Source organism: Sarcina sp. DSM 11001 (assembly GCF_900101015.1).
Lineage (GTDB): Bacteria > Bacillota > Clostridia > Lachnospirales > Lachnospiraceae > CAG-791.
In genome coordinates, this window is the sequence record NZ_FNFZ01000016.1 from 59,788 (window position 1) to 77,455 (window position 17,668).

Below are 17,668 nucleotides of genomic sequence, written 5' to 3' on the forward strand. Positions count from 1 at the left end.
AATATCCCGCATAATCAGGAAAATGTGCTGCCGACAGACGTTAACCCCTGATTTTAGTTTCAAGTTACAAAATGACCGGCTGACTTTGTCAGAATCGGACGGTCATTCCTGTGACTTCAATTCAGAGCTGGCTCTGAATTGTTTCTTCCTCCTGAAAACAGGGTTGCTGTCACATGTCTGTTTGTCTTATTATAAAGGAAATGTTATAGAGGAAAAAATAAAAGGATGGGCTATGATAGCAGGATTAAGACACAGGCTGGTTCATGACTATGATGGTACGAACTGGAACATAATTGTCGCGGTGGTTTTTGATGAACTTCCGGTTTTTGTGAACCAAATTGAAAAACTATTGTGAGCCACTATATTCGTTGTCGGACGCAATAGACCGGATAACTTGCCCTGGATGTCAGCCAATCAAAAGCGATTGTCTGCAAGACTAGCCGCTCATCTTGTCGGGACGGGGCGGCTATTTCTGTGTCTTTGATTCAGAGTTGCTTATTCCTCATTTCACTGGATTCATTGGGGGTTTTTCCCTGATTGTGAATAGATAAATGCAAATAGATAAATGCAAATAGATAAATGCAAATAGATAAATGCAAATAGATAAATGTGAACAGATAAATGTGAACAGATGGTTATGAACAGGCGATGTACCCGCGGACAACACTCTGGCTGGCCGGGGTTTTACGCACCGTTATCGATAATAATATTTTCATAACACATAACAGAAATAGGCGGACAGATGTTTTTTTCAACACAAAACAAACAACAAAAGGAGCCCCGGGAGATTACCCTGAGACGTAACCAGGACACGCTGATCATTGTCGGGACAGGTGTCATCATTTTCGGGCTATGGAGCCTTCTGAAAGCAGTGTTTACTCTCCTGCTGAATATGGGGAGCATGTATGACATGATTATGCAGGAGGATACTCTGGTGGGGAGGATCGCTGCCTCTGTTGCGGTGGTCCTGGTTTTGTTAATTGATCTGGGACTTCGTCTGTTTGTGGGCATGTCCGCGATCTCAGTGGGAAGAGGGGGAAAGAGCAGGTTTGTTTTTGTTGCAATAGCCCTGTTCCTGGCTTTTTCTTCGGCAACTCTGGTAACTGCACAGATCAGGGCGATCGTGACAGGGGAGAGGGTCGCAACGATCTCTCATGTAACGGCTGCCGTAGAGCTCACTTCCCTGATCACCCTGACACAGCTGATCAACTCTGCAATGGCCATCAGAGGCATCCGCAAAGAATTAAAGAAGCAGGGAAAAAGCAATGCAGCTTGATTTTCATTACTATGCGACATACTGCGCCGCTTTTCTGGCGGGCTATACTCATGAAGAGAGTCTCGAGATTTGTTACAGTGCCCAGATGGTAGACTGCTGTTCACGCAGCTTCCTTTCCAGGATCAAAGGACCCAGGGCCGCAGCCACGACCCAGGAGAAACTGGAGCTCGTGGATGCAAAGGCAGATATCCTGAGTCTGCAGGAAATGACCAGGATATGGGCTTCATTTCATTTCCTGCCCAGAGACCTGTATGCGGAGACCGGGAAATGGACCGCAAAGAGTTACCGGAACAAATACAGGCTGATCTGCGGCCCCAACGGCGAGCTCGTGTCCGACACGGTCGAACTGGCAAAAAACGACGGCAGCCTGCAGGCGGTCGGAATCGCCATGCATATCCTTGCGGATACCTGGGCCCATCAATTCTTTGCCGGCACACCGTCCCTGGTCATCAACAATACCAATCCCGTCTTTTTTGAACTGATTCCGGATCCTGCCGCAGAAACATTTTCCCCGCTGCAGGAGAAAAAAGATCAGAATCCGCCTGCAAAAACATTTTCTCCGCTGCAGGAGAAAAAGGATCAGAATCCGCCTGCAGAAACACTTTCCCCGCTGCGGGAGAAAAAAGATCAGAATCCGCCTGCAGAAACATTTTCCCCGTCGCAGGAGAAAAAGGATCAGGACAAAGAGAAAGCCGCTGAACACATCATATTTTTCAACGAAGAAGGGACTGCCACCCATATCCATCTCCCTGACGGAAGACATTGTACCCTCCTTCCGATAAAGTTCATCCACAATCCCGGTCAGGAGGATGACCCGGAGCATCAGATCTATATCAATACCTTCTATCAGGTGAGGGAGAATTCCCCCATGAACCTCGGCCACGGGAGGGCGGGGCACCTGCCGGATTACAGCTATGCCCGGTACCGGTATATGCCTGCCTGGGGAAATTATGCGGAAATCGTCAAAGACAATCCATCGGATTATTACCATGCCTTCTGTCAGATGATCTACGCGATGAAATATCTGCGCGGGTCCTGTGACACCTTTGAAAGAAAGAAATATGACACAGAAGCCGTGGCGCCGTGGGAGCCCGGGATCAGACAGATCCTCGAAAAGAGACAGACTGATGCCTCTGCAGACTGGAAAGCGTTCGCGCAGGAACTATCAGGCAGAGAGATCGAGGATTTTGATCAGGAGGCTTATACGCGGGAATACACCTTTGCTCCCGAAGAGACCCGGGATGATACTTTTCTGGGGAAATTCATCCTGGCCGCCATGGAACAGAAGAGTATGGTGACCAACAAGATCTTCAAATCTGGAAATATGCTCGCCGGCTTTTCCATTGATTTCAGACAAAAAGGATTCAAAGGGATCAAGGATTTCATGAAGTTGGTGGAAAAGGATGACAGGAGGAAAGCATGAGCACTCTTCAACGGATCGAATATTCACTGGCAGGCCTGGTGAGAGTACTGTTCGGCATATTCATGATCTATAAGCCCTTTGAATCCTATGTCCCGATCGCCAGGATCCTTGTGGCAGTCCTGGTTCTGATGGGACTGAGAAATCTGCTGTACTACGTGCTGATGGCCCGGCATATGGTCGGAGGAAAGATGATCCTCTTTATCGGCATGCTCTTCATGGATTTCGGGATATTCTCCTATTCCCTGGTCGAGAGGCCAAAGCTGTTCCTCATCAGCTACCTGATCGTCTCCCACTTCTTCTGGGGAAGCCTCAATATCATAAAAGCGGTCGTGGAAAAAAGAAACCTCACGCCGACCTGGAGGAGAGACTGCATGCAGGGAATTCTCCACATGCTGATCATGGCGGCAGCCATCCGATACGCCTCTTCCGTCCGCAGGCTCGTTATTTTATTCTGCGCCGGAATCATATACTCCGGAATTGTCCACATTGTATCGGCCTTACGCAGCACCGCAATCGTGTATATCCAGTAAGGTTGGATACTATAAACAGTACCTTAAATATCTCCTTCCACTTTGCTGCTTTCGGCATTTATTCGTATAGATTTCGTATAGATCATAATCAAAAAAAGCTGATAATCCTCTAAAAACAGGTCATAAAACGATATTTCAGAGAAATATAGCACATTTTATACGCATATTTCTCTGAAATTGTTGTGGTGCCCTTCGCCGCCGGCTGTCAACAGAATCAGGACAGCGCATCAGTGAAGTAACTGAGAAGGTGACTGAAAAGGTATCTGAAAAGATATCTCAAAAGGCAACTGAAAAAGTAACTGAAAAAGTGAATGAAAAAGGCAACTGAAAACGCTGAAAACACTTATGGAATTACAAGAACATTGTTCAGGAGATGTGCTATACTGTACTCTCAACTGATTTTATCCAGGCAAACGATGAGGGGAATAAAAGCTGATGCTCAGGAAAAAGCTGTATACACAAATCTTGTCTATATTTTTTACAATGCTGATTTTCACGGCAGCCTGCGGCAGAACCGGCAGAGCAGATGAGAGCAGACCGGATGAAGGGGGAACCCCCGGTCTGTCTGCTGAATCTGTGACTCTCTCTGAGTCCGTGCCTGTGACAGAAGCGGATGCCGCTGCTTTCCCTAAAACCTGTAAACCTGCCTTTTTTTCGTTTTCAGGCGGAACAGGCAAAGTAACCATCACTTGCCCTGAAGTAACGATCAACAGCCAGACAAGCAATCAAATAAGCAATCAAATAAGCAGCCAGACAAGCACCCAGATAAACGGCCAAATATCAGACGGGGAAAAGGATAAAAATAGGGATAAAATTGCGGAAGCAGTCCTTGTCTTCAGCAGTCCCCACTATGAATGGGTAAAATCGGATGGGATCGAGTATCTCCCGGATAATACAGAGGAATCCAATAGAGAGACATCAATCTTTACCATTCCCGTCCTCCTGGATGAGGAGATGAAGATCAGTGCGCTGACGACGGCAATGTCGGAGCCTCATGAAATCGAATACACGATTTTTATCAGCCTGAATGAGGAAACGCAGGATTCCCCAAATACAGACGCGCTTGAAAATATTGACACATCTGAGAAAACAGACGCACCTGAAAAAGCAGATGCTTCTGAAGAAACAGACGCACCTGAAAAAGCAGATGCTCCTGAAGAAACAGACGCACCTGAAAAAGCAGATGCCCCTGAAGGAACAGACACATCTGAGAAAACAGGTGCACTCGAAAAATCTGAAACCAGTATCCTCCCGGATAGCGAAGATGAGGAAATCTATGAACGGGAAAAGCCTGAAAGCCACACAGCACCGGAGATTCCGGGCCTGACTTTTGTCTCGGAGAAAGAACTGGCTTATGCGGAGGCCTTCGCAGTCTACAATTACAGAGCTGCAGAGTCGGGGATCGCCCAAGACGCAGTTTCCAATAATACTCCAGGCGGCGTTACCATAGATTCTGCGGGAGACACTTCCGGAAATATTACTACAGATGCTGCTTCAGATTCTTCCACAGACGGACTTTTCCGTCTGATCGATGTGTACGGAAATGGCGGCGCACGCTACCTGCTCGTGCCTGAAGGCGCAAAAATACCAAAAGAACTGCAGAAAGCGCTGCAGCAAGAGCAGCAGAAAACACCGCAGAAAGAACAGCAGAAAACGTTACAAAACGAGCAGCAGAAAACACCGCAGCAAGAGCAGCAGAAAGCGCTGCAGCAAGATCAGCAGGAAACCCTGCGCGGGGAAAAGGATTCCCCGGCAAACATAAACATAAACACAAACACAGACAGTTCCGCAATAACCGGGAAAATCACGGTTTTGCAGGCACCGCTGGATAACCTCTATGTCGCCGCGACTTCCTCCATGGCCCTTTTTGACGCAGCGGGCGCGATCAGCCAGGTGAAGCTGACCGGTACAGATGCAAAGGGATGGTATATCGATGCCCCCAGGCAGGCACTGGAAAACGGAAGCATGGTCTATGCCGGCAAGTACAGCGCACCGGACTACGAGCTTCTGACAGTCTCCGGATGTGACCTCGCAGTCGAGTCAATGATGATCCTGCACACGCCCGAGGTTAAAGAAAAACTGGAGGAGCTTGGCATCCCGGTCTTCATTGACACCTCCAGTTCAGAAACCCATCCCATGGGCCGGACCGAATGGGTGCGCCTCTACGGTATCCTGACCGGACACGAAAAAGAAGCGGATGAGTTTTTTGAAAAACAGATTGAAATATTTGCAGAGTCGGATTCCTATACCGATACCGGGAAAACGACGGCATTTTTCTCAATCACTTCCAACGGAAATGTAATCGTGCGCGCCGCTGACGACTACATACCTAAAATGATCAGCCTGGCCGGCGGACACTATATTTTTACGGATCTGACAAAAGGGACCGGAAACAGCGCCTCCGTCCGCCTGTCCATGGAGGACTTCTACAACACCGCAAAGGATGCGGATTACCTCATCTACAACGCCACCATTGAGAAGCCGGTGGGCAGTATCCGTGAACTTTGCAGCAAATTCGCCCTCCTTTCAGAGTTTAAGGCAGTGCAGGAAGGACACGTCTGGCAAGTCAGGAGCAGCCTCTACCAGTCCCCGGACATTGCCGCCCGGATGATCACCGACCTCCGGCGCATGCTGACAGAACAAAACGGAACAGAAATGACTTTCCTGGAACCGGTCAGTGACTGAAAAGCAGGAAGGGGACGGTTCTTTGTCTCCTTTTCTCCAGCCTCCCACATTGGCTGGTTTTCGGACGGTCTGCCCTGTCACGGAAAAAGAAAAAAATCCGATAAATGCTGTGCCGCTGTCCCGCTTTATGCGGCTCAGGCATCTTTTACACGTACATCACTTACAAATTACATCGCTTACAAATTACATCACTTACAGATTACATCACTTACAAATTACATCACTTACAAATTGCATCACTTACAGATTGCATCACTTACAGATTGCATCACTTACAAATTACATTACTTACAAATAAAGAATGGATGAATATGAATCAGAAAAGACTTGATCGAATCAATGAACTGGCGCGCAAATCAAAAAGTGTCGGTCTGACAGAAGAAGAGAAGGAGGAACAGAAGGTTCTTCGTCAGGAATATCTTCGTGATTTCAGGGAGGCTCTTCGCGGGCAGATTGAGAATATAACGATCGTGGAACCGGATGGGAGCCTTACTCCGGTCAGGACTTTGCGGAAAAAGAAAAAATAGAATCGAAATAATCAAGCATTGCAGGTAAGAACTGAAAAATGAGTGGTACAGAGAAGACAGTTTCAGCGCGGAGGCTGCGTTATACGGTGGTTTTCACCATGCTCGCAGCAGCTATTCTGATCGTCACGGTTTTAAATATAAATACCGGCAGTGTGCATATCCCTGCGGGGAGGATCCTTCGGATCCTGTTTACCGGCCGGGGGGAGACCAGTGAAGTCGGCATTATCTGGAAGATCCGTATGCCGCGGATCCTGCTGTCAGCAGTGCTGGGCGGAGGGCTTGCCCTCTCCGGTTTTCTGCTGCAGACTTTTTTTGGAAACCCTATAGCAGGTCCCTTTGTGCTGGGCATTTCCTCAGGGGCAAAAATGTGTGTTGCCCTGGTGATGATCGCCCTGCTCGGAAGATTCGGCGAAGTGTCTTCATGGATATTGATTCTGGCAGCTTTTGCGGGCGCCATGCTTTCGACTGCTTTTATTCTCGTGGTCTCACGTTCCGTCCGGCATATGGCCGGCCTGCTCGTCGCTGGTATTATGATCGGATATATCTGCAGCGCGGTGACAGAGTTTCTCATCACTTTCGCGGAGGATTCCGACATCGTAAATCTTCACGGTTGGTCTCAGGGAAGCTTTTCCGGCGCAAACTGGTCCAGCACAGGAACAGCGGCTCTCATCACCGGGACCGCCTTTGTCTGCGTCTTTTTTCTCTCCAAACCGATCGGTGCCTATCAGATGGGAGAGGCCTACGCGCAGAGCATGGGCGTGAACATCCGCCGCTTCCGCGTGGCTCTGATCCTGCTTTCCGGCATCCTGTCTGCCTGCGTCACCGCCTTTGCCGGACCGGTATCCTTTGTCGGCATCGCCGTGCCTTTTCTGGTCAAACAGGCCCTGGGAACCTCGAAACCTATCGTCGTCATCCCTGCGGCCTTTCTGGGCGGCGCTGTTTTCTGCATGATCAGCGACCTGATCGCCCGCATGGCCTTCGCCCCGACGGAACTCAATATCAGCACAGTGACCAGCGTGCTCGGTGCCCCGATCGTCATTTACATGCTGATCAGGAAGAAACGTGCTTTTTAAAGAAGCTTCGCATTAAAGGTTGTTAAATATGTCAGGAGTTCATTTACATCTGCACCAGCTGGCGGTCGGCTATAACGGTCGCGCCTTGATCCACGGAATCGAGATTGGCGTGCGGCGCGGCGAGATCGTGACGCTGATTGGCCCAAACGGCGCGGGAAAATCGACGATCCTCAAAAGTATCACCCGTCAGCTGGAACCGATTGACGGGAAAGTCCTGCTGGAGATGAAAAATCTCCTGCAGTTTACCCCCGGAGAGCTGGCCCGGCGCATGGCTGTAGTGCTTACGGGACGGATCCAGACCGAACTGATGACCTGCCGCGATGTGACAGCGATGGGAAGATATCCCTATACCGGGTGGCTGGGCATCCTTTCTCCGCATGATGAAAAAAAGGTAGATGAAGCTCTGGCCGCAGTGCATGCGGAACATCTGGCGGAGCGTCCCTTCGACGCGGTCAGCGACGGCGAACGGCAGCGGATTCTCCTTGCCCGCGCGATCTGCCAGGAACCGGAGATCATTGTCCTTGACGAACCGACCTCCTTTCTGGACATACGACACAAGCTGGAACTCCTTTCAATCCTCCACAAAATGGCAAAACAGGAGCAGATCACGGTCGTCATGTCCCTGCATGAGACAGATCTCGCGATGAAAATTTCCGACCGGATCATATGCGTCAAAGGAGACCGGATCTTTGCCTGCGGTGCGCCGGGAGAGGTCCTGAACGACGAAGCGATCCGGCAGCTTTACGACCTTGACCCTGCCCTTGGTCGTTTTGATACACAGACAGGAAGCCTGGAACTGAATTTTGTAAAAAACCGGAAACCAGGGGAAGATAAAGATAATGAGAAAGATAAAGATAATGAGAAAGATAAAGACACAGTAGTTAAAGGCTGGGAAGACAAAGAAAAGGGAGACAAGAATAAAGAAGGGAAAGATAGTAAAGGCAAAGATAAGGAAGACAAAAATAAAGAAGAAAAAGGAATATCCGCCCCCCGCGTCCTGATAGCTGCGCCGGGCAGCGGCAGCGGCAAGACGCTCGTTACCTGCGGGATCCTGAGGCTTTTGCAGAAAAAAGGCTTCAGTCCCGTTGCCTTTAAGTGTGGTCCTGACTACATTGACCCCATGTTCCACCGGCAGGTACTCGGAATACCGTCCAGAGACCTCGACACCTTCTTTTCCCCGGACGGTCAGACCCTTGAAATCCTGCAGAAGGCAGTCAGAAAAAATAAAGCAGACATCGCAATCATAGAAGGCGTTATGGGATATTTTGACGGAACCGGCAAAACCGGGATGGAAGCATCTTCCTTTGACCTGGCAATGCAGACACAGACTCCGGTCATCCTGCTTGTCAACGCGAAAGGCATGGGCCGTTCCATTGTCTCCCTGATTAAAGGCTTCTGTGATTACGAAATCAGAGCGGCAGAAAAGCTGCCGATACTGGCGGCAGATAAGAGAGCAGAAAAACCAGCAGAAAAACGAATAGGAGAACTAATAGAAGAACCGATAGAAGAATCAATTGAAGAATCATCAATAGATGAATCAGTAGATAAATCAGTAGATAAAACACCAAATAAAACAACAGATAAAACAACAGTTAAAACAGCACACACGTCCCCCGGGAAAATCCGCGGCGTTATCCTCAACTGCATTTCCCCGGGAATGGCTCCGGTCATGAAAAAATGGATCGAAGAGGAGACCGGATTGAGTGTCGTAGGCTATCTTCCTCAGGATACATCTTTCTCTTGGGGCAGCCGGCATCTGGGACTGATGCAGCCGGAAGAGATTGCAGATTTTCAGGAGCAGATCGACCGCCTGGCTGATAAGCTGGAGACGACCCTGGACACGGAACTCCTGCTGAAGATCGGGCGCGAAGTCTCTGAATCAGGCTGCCCTGTTCAGGAAGAATCCTCAGAACAAAACCCGGAAACAAAAAAGTCCCTGTCTGTCAGTCTGGTTCAGGAAGAACTCGCAGAACAAAACCTGAAGCCAGAGAAAAACTTACGATCCAGTCCTGTCCGGATTGCAGTGGCCCGCGATGAGGCATTCAATTTTTACTATGAGGACAATCTGGAGCTTTTGCAGGAATGCGGTGCGGACCTGATCTTTTTTTCACCGATTCATGACAGCGAACTGCCGGAAGCAGACGGCCTGATTTTGGGCGGCGGTTATCCCGAACTGTATGCCCAATCCCTTGCGGAAAATACACGGATGAAAGAACAGATTCGGACCCGTGTGGCAGAGGGCATGCCGGTCCTGGCAGAATGCGGTGGGTTTATGTATTTGCAGGAATACCTGGAAGTTACTTCAGATGAAAAACAGGCTTCTGAAAAACAGGCCCCTGAAAAACAGGCTCCCGAAAAGCAATATTCTGAAAAACAGAATCTCGAAAAGCAGGATTCTGGAGAACGCGATTCCGCAGAAAAATCAGTCAAACCACTGAGTACGCGGGAACCACAAAAAACACGGGAACCACAGAGAACGCAAAAATATACTATGTGCGGCATTTTAGAAGGCACATGCAAAAAAACTGATCACCTGGTACGGTTTGGATATATCGAGATTTCTCCAAAATCAGAATCAGGTGCCGGAACTGTGATCAGGGGTCATGAATTCCATTACTTTGATTCTACAAACAACGGTGAATACTGTACTGCTGTAAAACCTGGAGGAAAACGCACATGGGACTGTATGATTGTACAGGGAAATGTTGTGGCGGGTTTTCCGCATCTGTATTACAGATCCAATCCTGGATTTATAAATAGATTTCTGGATCGGTGCAGGATGTATTCAGGCTGTAAAATAAGGAAACTGACGGAGAGGATAAAGAGAAGGATAACGAAAAGAGCAACGCAATAGCTGTTTCTAAGCAGGGATAAAACGATGTCATGGTTATGGCTGCGCTAGTGTGACGTCTCAATCATAATTAGAATTAAAATCACCATCTCGTCGCCGCCCGCTGCGTTGTCATCAGTCGTCGATGGGTTCACATCGACTCCTTCTTCCGCCTTGCGGGAACGACGACGATCTGGCAATTTTAACTTCAAAAATGATTGAGACGGCACACTAGGGACGATGTGTCACATTTCTAATCGGTTCCGGGAACTTTACCTTTTGACCAAATCCCTCGCAAAATCTTTACTTATTAGCAAATCCCTCGCAAAATCTTTACTTATTACCGCGCTGCGGGTACAATAAAGTAAAGACAGGGGGCACTTCGAATGTATTCATATGAAAAACTTGAAAAGAAACTGGCTGCCGGGGGATTGAACAAAACAGATTTGACACGTGATCTCAGGATTTCCTCCCGTACAATTGCAAAGATTGGGAAAGGAGAAAAACTTTCTCGTATCGTTTTACATAAAATCGCCGGCTACCTCGCCTGTGAGCCGGATGAACTCTATCAAATCATTTCCGATAATCCGATCCTGCAGTGTCTGCGGGAGGAAAAGGAGGCAAAGCTATCCAGCGGTTTATATCATGAGCTGCAGGTCAGAATGACCTATAATTCTAATCACATGGAAGGCAGTGCTCTGTCTGAAGAGCAGACACGCCTGATCTTTGAGACCAATACCATCGATGCCGATGATGGTATTCCTGTTGATGACATTTTAGAAACAGTACATCACTTTCGGGCAATCGATTATGTAATTGAACACGCTGAAGAAGTATTGACAGAAGACTTCATCAAGGAGCTCCATTACATTCTGAAACATGACACCAAAGCTGCCTCGCTTTCATGGTTTGCGGTCGGCGAGTATAAGCGCAGAGTAAACGTTGTGGGAGGGCATGAGACTACAAAACCCAAAGACGTTCCAGTAAAAATGAAGGAACTGCTGGCCGAATACAATAGAAAAACGAATATTACAATCGAGGACATCATTACATTTCACTCGGATTTTGAACACATTCATCCGTTTCAGGATGGAAACGGAAGGGTTGGGCGGCTGATCGCACTGAAGGAATGCCTTCACTGGAATATCGTTCCCTTTATTATCGAGGATTCAAAGAAGGCTTTTTATTACCGCGGGCTTTCAGAATGGGACATCGAAAAAGGGTATCTGACAGACACATGTCTGGACGGACAGGATACTTTTCACAGACTCCTTGATCTGTTTGATATAGAGGCAGATTGAAGACTGATTATGAAAATATAATTATGAAAATATACTGCTTTGGCAGTTTATTCAACTTTGAGATAACAAATTTTTTACGAGGGAGAAAACACTATGAAAAAAATCGAAACAAAAAACGCACCCGGCGCAATCGGTCCCTATTCCCAGGGCTTTGTGATCAACGGTTTTGTTTTCACATCCGGTCAGATCGCGATCGATCCCGCGACAGGAGAGATGCCGGAAGGGATCGCAGCACAGACAGAGCAGTGCTGCAAAAACGTGCTGGCAATCCTGGAGGCGGCCGGCTCCGGTGCCGGGAAAGTCATTAAAACCACCTGCTTCCTCGCCGAGATTGCTGATTTTGCTGCCTTCAATGAAGCTTATGCCAGGTACTTCACATCTAAACCGGCGAGAAGTTGTGTTGCGGTAAAGGATCTGCCCAAGGGCGCGCTCTGCGAGATCGAGTGCATCGCGGAAGCCTGATGATTCCTGAGAATCAGACTTTTCGACACATATCTGATGAATCCTGAGAATCAGACTTTTCGATACATATCAGATGAATCCTGAGAATCAGACTTTTCGATACATATCAGATGAATCCTGCGCAAAAAGGTATTAATTCAGATATTATCAGTCCTTCCTTTTTATCATGAACCTTTAAATTATGAAGAAGTATGAAAAAATAGAAGATTTATGATAAAATATGAACGTCAGGCGGAATTATGAAAAAAGCTGCATTGTGATCGTACAGGCACAATAGATGTAACCGGATAGATAAAACAGAAAAAAGATATAACAAGAAAGATACAGCAGAAAAAAGATGCAATAGGAAAGATACAGCAGAAAAAAGATGCAATAGGAAAGATACAGAAGAAAAACAACATAAAAAGAAACAGCCGGATGGATACAATTGCATAGATCAGTAACAAAACAGAAAGTAAAAACAAAACTGATTTGAACAAGAAGGAATGCAGTAGAGTGCTATGAAGAAAAACAATCCTTTTACCCTGACGTTTGGAAGAAAACCATCGGAGTATATCGAGAGGTATGAAAACACAGATACGATCATCAGCACTTTTACCGCAGACAATCCCATCAGCCAGGTATATTTGATTGAGGGAATCCGTGGAAGCGGGAAAACCGTTCTAATGACATCGATTGAAAGCCAACTGGCAGCATCACAGGAATGGATAGTTGTGGACCTTAACTCTACCCAGGACCTGATGACTGACCTTGCTGTACGCCTTTCAGATTCCTGTAAAAAGATTCCTGATCTGCGTCATGAAAGTTTCAGTGTATCGGCTGCCGGCTTTGGCTTTAGCCTGGATCGAAGTTCCAGCTTCCATGATTCTGTCAGTGTGATACAGGAGATATTGTCTTCTCTGCAGAAAAAAGGGAAAAAAGTCCTGATTACCATTGACGAAGTGCAGCATGACCGCAACATGCGGCACTTTGCCAGCGAGTACCAGATACTCTTAAGAAAAGACTATCCCGTATTTCTGCTGATGACCGGACTGTATGAGAATATTTATGCTATTCAAAACGATCCTGCCCTGACCTTCCTGCTCAGAGCACCAAAAATCAGACTGACTCCACTCAGTATGCATCAGATTACAAAGCAGTATCAGGATATATTTAACCTTGATTTTGAAGAAGCCAGGGGAATGGCGTATCTGACAAAGGGATATGCTTTCGCCTTTCAGGCGCTGGGCATGCTGTATTACGAATACCGGGAAAAACTGCCTCTGGAGCAGATACTTTTAAAACTGGATGACATCCTGGATGATTTCGTCTACCAGAAAATCTGGGAAGGCCTTTCCGGACAGGAACGCAGAATCGTACGTGCAATGGGAGACACCCCTGTTAAAGTACAAGAACTATGCATCTCAGCAGCTATGACATCCGCTACATTTTCCAAATACAGAGAACGCCTTCTCAGGAGAGGACTGATCGTCGCCCCGCAACATGGATACGTGGCACTGGCGCTCCCGCGATTTTCTTCAGTAGCCCGCGCTTATCAATAACCGTCCACTTGTCTCTCGGGGGGAGTATCCCCCCCTTTTTTACAGAACACGATTGCACGATTGTGCACAAGGATTTACAATATGAGCAAGAGTAAACACGGATGCACATCACAGCACTTGATGCACACGTATGCACAAAGAAGGGGATGACAAAAATGCAAAATCCATTTACCTATACATTTGGAGTCAGGCCCAGAGAATATATACGCAACGAACAATCTGAGGTGATCCTGCAGAATTTTTCTTATGATGACCCCGTAGAAAAAGCATATATGATAACAGGCATCCGAGGCTCCGGAAAAACCGTAATGCTTACTGAGGTTTCCAACCAGATTGGAAGCAGGCAGGACTGGATCGTTATTGATTTGAACCCTTCCAGAGACCTTTTGCAGTCTCTTGGTGCCAGGCTCTATGAACTTCCTTTTATGAAACGCTTTTTTATTGAAGCGAAGATAGATCTCTCTTTGTTTGGACTGGGTGTTTCGATAGAAAAAGGAAACGAGATCTTTGATATCGAATCCGCCATAGAGAAGATGCTGAGAGCTGTGCAAAAGGAAAAGAAAAAAGTACTGATCACGATCGACGAAGCCGGAACTAATAAATCCATGCAGGTATTTTGTCTGACTTTTCAACGTCTGATCCGGGAAAACCTCCCGGTTTATATGATCCTGACAGGATTGTATCAAAATATCCACCACATTAAGAATATGGAGGGATGTACATTCTTACAGCGTGCTCCCTTTATCATCCTCCAGTCTCTGGATCTCAGTGCTATTACGGTCTGCTATAAACGGGTATTTGGAATAACCAAAGAGGAAGCAGTTCGGTTATCCAGACTGACAAACGGATATGCATTCGCATTTCAGGTACTTGGCAAACTGTATTTTGATAAAGCAGACACGACTTCCATAGAAGATATTATTTTGGAATATGAAAGCGAATTGATCATTTACTCTTACAACAAAATATGGTCAGAGCTTTCCGGAAAAGACAGGCTGGTTGTTAAAGGAATGGTAAAATGCGGTGCAGAAGGGACAAATCCCGTGAATCGTCAGGTTCTGATGAACGAGACCGGCTTTTCTTCTTCTATGATGAATCGGTATCAGAGCAGACTAAGAGAAAAGGGAATTCTTGGCGTTTCCTCTGGAATTGAGCGCGGCTACTACCTTACGCTTCCTCGTTTCGGGAATTTTGTTAAGGACTACCATATGGATGAATGAAGCTGCATTTCCGACCGTATAGCAGGCAGAGTAAGCAGGCTGCTCCACTCGGGTTTTTGCGTTGGAAATTACGCAAAAACGCTTCGAATTTCGAGACGGTCTGTAACAGCAGGCCTTTCTCCGATCATCCCCCTGCGGATTCCATATAGAATCCGCAGGGTTCTTTGTGTATAATGAATCATGCATTGTTTATGTCATGGAGGCATAAAGATGAAATGATACATAGTGCCTGATAGTTGTACGGTTAAAGAAATGCCAGTCATCGCAATTGCAGCCCGAAACAGAATATGGATTTTGCTGATTGCGGCCATCGTCGATCTTTCAGTCGGAGATCCGCCCGGACTCTGGCACCCTGTACAGGGCATCGGAGCCCTCATCAGCAGAACAGAATCCGGCCTTCGCCGACTCTTTAAAATCCCCGTGGGAAAAGAGAAACTGTCTCACAACATTAACAACATTAACAATGCTGATAATGCTCGCAGCGCTCAAGACACTCAAGACACTCAAGACAACCAAGACACTCAAAACACTCAACACACACAAAACACTCAAAACACACAAAGCACACAAAACGCTCAAGACACTCAAGACATTCAAAATGCTCAAGATACTCAAAACGCGAGAGAGTCTCGGGAGCGTGCCGCGGGCGGTGTTTTGGTTCTGCTGGTCCTCATTGCCAGTACAGGCCTGGTCCTCCTTCTCCTTGCCCTCTGCCGCAGGATCAACCCCTGGCTCGGGATCATAGCGGAAGGAATCCTCTGCGGACGCCTGCTCGCGCTCCGGAGCCTGAGGGAAGCTGCTTATGCTGTGCGCGACCCTCTGCTGCAGGGAGATGTGGACGGGGCCAGAAGGGCAGTCTCCATGATCGTCGGTCGGGATACAGACCCCCTCAACGCAGAAGGCATCGCCAAAGCCGCTGTGGAAACCGTTGCTGAAAACACCTCCGACGGCGTGACTGCTCCTCTTTTTTATATGATTTTGTTCGGAGGCATCGGAGGGATTTTCTACAAAGCCGTCAACACCATGGATTCCATGATCGGTTATAAAAATGACCGCTACCGCTTTTTCGGAACCGCTGCGGCAAGGCTCGATGACGTCATGAACTACATTCCGTCCAGACTCTCAGCTTTGCTGATGATCCTGACCTGTGCGGTGCCCTTCAAAGGGATATCCAATCCTCAGAGCCCAAAAGGTATATTTCAAAGTAAATCACGGGGCAGATTAAAAGAAGAATCGCCGGACAGCCAGCAAGGGGAATCACAGGACAAAGTACGAAAGGAATTGCCGGACATGCGCGCCGCCTTTCGAATCTGGCGAAGAGACAGGAGGAAGAGCCCCAGCCCCAATTCCGCCCAGACAGAATCCGTCTGTGCAGGTGCCCTGCATCTGCGCCTGCTCGGAGACACCTGGTATTTCGGGAAACTCCACCATAAGGCTGAAATCGGTGACGGAGACCGGACTGTAGAGCCGCATGATATCACCCGCGCAGTCTCTTTAATGGTCCGCACCTCCCTTTTGCTCTATGTGATTGGAACAGCTGTCCTGCTGGCCCTGATTAAGTTATTGTGCTGGCCCTGATTGAGTTGTCCCGCCGGGCCCCGACTGCGATTGCCTCTAAAGCAATACCCTGAAAAATGCCTTTACAGAAATACTCTGAAAAAAGGCTTTACAGCAATACCTGAAAATAAGCGGTTTCAGAAAATCAGTAGAACCAGGAGATTTATGGAATGCTGACCTCTTTTTTCATGGCTTTTTCTTTATATTCCAGAATACCGGTTCCCCAGACAGAGTGGAATGAAAAAAGCATGCGCTGGTGTATTTGTTTTCTTCCCGCGGTGGGCGCAGCCATCGGGGCAGCCCAGGGCCTTCTGTACTGGCTGCTGGCACATCTGTCCGCCGGCGCGGTCTTTTGCGGGGCTGCCTTCACAGCTCTTCCGGTCCTTTTGTCCGGGGGCATTCATCTGGACGGATTTCTGGATACCTGCGACGCGATCCATTCCTATGGAACACGTGAAAAACGGCTGGAGATCCTCAAAGACCCCCACGTCGGCGCCTTTGCGGTAATCGGCGGCCTTGTCTGGTTCACCCTCCAGCTGGGTGTGTGGTCAGAAGCCCAAAACCGGACCATTGTCCCGCTCTGCATCACCTTTGCCCTGTCCCGTGCCCTCAGCGCATTTTCCGCATTGTTTTTTCCAAAGGCAAAAAAAGACGGCATGCTCCGCCAGGAGACAGACCCTGCCGCGAAAAGCTCCGCCGCTGCCATGGCGGCAGTATCCCTTGCACTAGCCGCCGTAATGATATACACGGGCGGCCTGCCCGGCGCTGCCGCTGTATTGGCTTCTGTTCTCACACTGGCCTTTTACTACCGAATGGCCGTCACAGTCTTCGGAGGAATCACAGGTGATCTGTCCGGATGGTTCACCCAACTGTGCGAACTGGTGACCGGCGGAGCCATCGTCATCACCGCAGCGGTTCTGCGATGAAAATACTTCCTTAAGGTGCTGCCGGAGTCGTCGCTGTAGTGACATCACTGCAGCGATTCTACGATAAGAAAGACATCCTTAGAGTGCCACCGGACAGAGTGCCACCGGACAGAGTGCCACCGGATAGAGTGCCACTAGATAGAGTTTTACCAGATAAAGTGTCACCAGACAGAGAAGCAACAGATAAAGTGTAACCAGATTGTTTCCCCATAATAGTTATCCATGGTATGGCACAATCGAGAAACCAAAGTGCTTAGGACCTGAAGAGACCAGATCTTTCTTCTGCCAGTCCCTCCAGTCCCTGCCAGCCCCTGCGG

At 48.0% G+C, this 17,668-nt stretch carries 14 protein-coding genes; all 14 read left to right on the top strand.

Translation table 11 applies throughout. The features are described from left to right. Nucleotides 1-22 precede the first annotated feature (22 nt). The 14 genes from BLT02_RS18105 to BLT02_RS09930 all read left to right on the top strand — a co-directional run bounded on the left by BLT02_RS18105 (nt 23) and on the right by BLT02_RS09930 (nt 17,351). Nucleotides 23-355: a HepT-like ribonuclease domain-containing protein gene (locus BLT02_RS18105; RefSeq protein ID WP_092994529.1), complete on the top strand. Its 333-nt coding sequence runs from the start codon at nt 23-25 to the stop codon at nt 353-355. Nucleotides 356-742: 387 nt separating this feature from the next. Further along, nucleotides 743-1,276 carry a hypothetical protein gene (locus tag BLT02_RS09870; RefSeq protein WP_092994532.1) on the top strand — a complete coding sequence of 178 codons (534 nt, stop codon included), beginning with the start codon at nt 743-745 and terminating at the stop codon, nt 1,274-1,276. Then, a complete protein-coding gene (locus BLT02_RS09875) occupies nt 1,266-2,699 on the top strand; it encodes a DUF6765 family protein (RefSeq protein ID WP_092994535.1) in 1,434 nt (477 codons plus the stop codon). Before BLT02_RS09870 ends, BLT02_RS09875 begins: the two co-directional genes overlap by 11 nt. Continuing rightward, nucleotides 2,696-3,229, top strand: coding sequence for a hypothetical protein (locus BLT02_RS09880; protein WP_092994538.1), 534 nt, complete (start codon nt 2,696-2,698; stop codon nt 3,227-3,229). The genes BLT02_RS09875 and BLT02_RS09880 overlap by 4 nt, the downstream gene beginning before the upstream one ends. A 435-nt stretch (nt 3,230-3,664) precedes the next feature. Next, a complete protein-coding gene (locus BLT02_RS09885; protein WP_092994541.1) occupies nt 3,665-5,914 on the top strand; it encodes an ABC transporter substrate-binding protein in 2,250 nt (749 codons plus the stop codon). Nucleotides 5,915-6,225: 311 nt separating this feature from the next. After that, a complete protein-coding gene (locus tag BLT02_RS09890) occupies nt 6,226-6,441 on the top strand; it encodes a DUF896 domain-containing protein (RefSeq protein WP_092994544.1) in 216 nt (71 codons plus the stop codon). A 38-nt stretch (nt 6,442-6,479) separates the two neighbouring features. Next, the gene (locus BLT02_RS09895; RefSeq protein WP_092994547.1) at nt 6,480-7,514 is read left to right on the top strand and encodes a FecCD family ABC transporter permease; all 1,035 of its coding nucleotides are present in this window, start codon (nt 6,480-6,482) and stop codon (nt 7,512-7,514) included. Between the two features lie 28 nt (nt 7,515-7,542). Beyond that, the gene (locus BLT02_RS17875; protein ID WP_092994550.1) at nt 7,543-10,368 is read left to right on the top strand and encodes an ATP-binding cassette domain-containing protein; all 2,826 of its coding nucleotides are present in this window, start codon (nt 7,543-7,545) and stop codon (nt 10,366-10,368) included. A 362-nt stretch (nt 10,369-10,730) separates the two neighbouring features. Continuing rightward, complete coding sequence (locus BLT02_RS09905; protein WP_092994553.1) at nt 10,731-11,645, top strand: Fic family protein; 915 nt, start codon at nt 10,731-10,733, stop codon at nt 11,643-11,645. A gap of 93 nt (nt 11,646-11,738) precedes the next feature. Beyond that, nucleotides 11,739-12,107: a RidA family protein gene (locus BLT02_RS09910; protein WP_092994556.1), complete on the top strand. Its 369-nt coding sequence runs from the start codon at nt 11,739-11,741 to the stop codon at nt 12,105-12,107. A gap of 500 nt (nt 12,108-12,607) precedes the next feature. Continuing rightward, nucleotides 12,608-13,648 carry an AAA family ATPase gene (locus BLT02_RS09915; protein ID WP_092994559.1) on the top strand — a complete coding sequence of 347 codons (1,041 nt, stop codon included), beginning with the start codon at nt 12,608-12,610 and terminating at the stop codon, nt 13,646-13,648. A gap of 155 nt (nt 13,649-13,803) precedes the next feature. Continuing rightward, nucleotides 13,804-14,868 carry a P-loop NTPase family protein gene (locus tag BLT02_RS09920; protein ID WP_139187529.1) on the top strand — a complete coding sequence of 355 codons (1,065 nt, stop codon included), beginning with the start codon at nt 13,804-13,806 and terminating at the stop codon, nt 14,866-14,868. Between the two features lie 252 nt (nt 14,869-15,120). Continuing rightward, complete coding sequence (gene cbiB, locus BLT02_RS09925) at nt 15,121-16,446, top strand: adenosylcobinamide-phosphate synthase CbiB (protein ID WP_092994565.1); 1,326 nt, start codon at nt 15,121-15,123, stop codon at nt 16,444-16,446. A gap of 149 nt (nt 16,447-16,595) precedes the next feature. Beyond that, nucleotides 16,596-17,351, top strand: a complete 756-nt coding sequence (locus BLT02_RS09930) for an adenosylcobinamide-GDP ribazoletransferase (protein WP_092994568.1) — start codon at nt 16,596-16,598, stop codon at nt 17,349-17,351. The last annotated feature ends 317 nt before the right edge of the window (nt 17,352-17,668 follow it).